The sequence below is a fragment of the Microbacterium sp. C448 genome (assembly GCF_000582705.2).
Lineage (GTDB): Bacteria > Actinomycetota > Actinomycetes > Actinomycetales > Microbacteriaceae > Microbacterium > Microbacterium lacus_A.
In genome coordinates this window covers 1-1,284 of sequence record NZ_HG779696.1, presented here as the reverse complement: position 1 = coordinate 1,284, position 1,284 = coordinate 1, and the positions used below count along the sequence as shown (strand labels likewise).

Below are 1,284 nucleotides of genomic sequence, written 5' to 3'. Positions count from 1 at the left end.
GGCGGTTTCAGGTTCTTAGCGCAACGCCTTCATGGAGGAGGGTGTTGTGTCGAGGAAGGTTCCGTGGGCGATGCGCGCGGAGGCGGTTCGCGGCCTGATTGCTGGTCGCTCGGCGCTCGAGTTCGCGCCGACGCTGGGTGTCAGCATGAGCGTGGTGAAGTTGTGGGCCAGGCTCGCGGGCGTGGAACTGATGATGGGTCGAGGCGGTGGTGCGCGGCCGATGCCGATGGATGCCGTGATCGGTGAGGGTGGTGATCGCGAGTATCGGCGCCTCACGCTGGCGGACCGATCGCTTATCCAGGCGGGTCTGGCGATGCGTCCGCCGCTGTCGGTTCGACGGATCGCGGCGGAGCTCGGGGTGTCGGCCTCGACGGTCTCTCGCGAGATCCGCGCGCACCAGGTGCAGCACTGGGAGACGCGTCATTATGACGCGCGTATCGCGCATTATCGGGCGTTAGCGGCGCGGCCGCGGTCTCGGCCGGGAAAGCTGGAACAGCCCGCGGTGCGAGCGGCGGTCGTGTCACGCTTGAACGACAAGTACTCGCCGCAACAGGTCGCGGGCGAGTTGAAGCTGCTGTTTCCCGATAACCCGGAGATGCACGTGTCGCACGAGACGATCTACCAGGCGCTCTACGTGCAAGGCAAGGGCGCGTTACGACACGAGCTGACGGTTGAGAAGGCGTTGCGGTCCGGACGAACAACACGGGTCCCGCAGTCGAAGCTGCCGCGCCGGTCCAGTCGCCCCTGGCTGGACGGGGCACGACTGACCGATCGTCCCGCTGAAGTCGAGGACCGGGCGGTGCCAGGGCATTGGGAAGGCGATCTCGTCGTTGGGCCCGGCAACTCCGGGATCGTGACACTTGTCGAACGCAAGCACAGGTTCACGCTCTTGGGCCGGCTGCCGGGGCAGCGCGACAGCAAGACCGTCACCGACGTGCTTGCCAGCATGATCGCGGAACTCCCCGCGACGCTGACTCGCACGATCACGTGGGACCAAGGCGCAGAGATGGCCGAGCACGCCGCGTTCACGATCGCCAGCGACTGCAAGGTGTTCTTCTGCGACCCCCACTCGCCCTGGCAGCGAGGCACGAACGAGAACACGAACGGCCTGATCCGTGACTTCTACCCCAAGGGCACGAACTTCAACGAGGTCACCGACGACGACCTTGCCGAGACACAGCGGCTGCTGAACATCCGACCACGCCGCACCTTGGGCTACCGGAAACCAGCTGACATGATCAACGAACTGATCAACGGTGTTGCACTAGCCACCTGAAACCGCCG

1 protein-coding gene is annotated in these 1,284 nt (G+C 65.4%); it reads left to right on the top strand.

All coding sequences use genetic code 11. The features are described from left to right. The first annotated feature begins 46 nt into the window (after positions 1–46). Positions 47–1,276: an IS30 family transposase gene (locus MIC448_RS09965; protein ID WP_198517631.1), complete on the top strand. Its 1,230-nt coding sequence runs from the start codon at positions 47–49 to the stop codon at positions 1,274–1,276. Positions 1,277–1,284 lie beyond the last annotated feature (8 nt).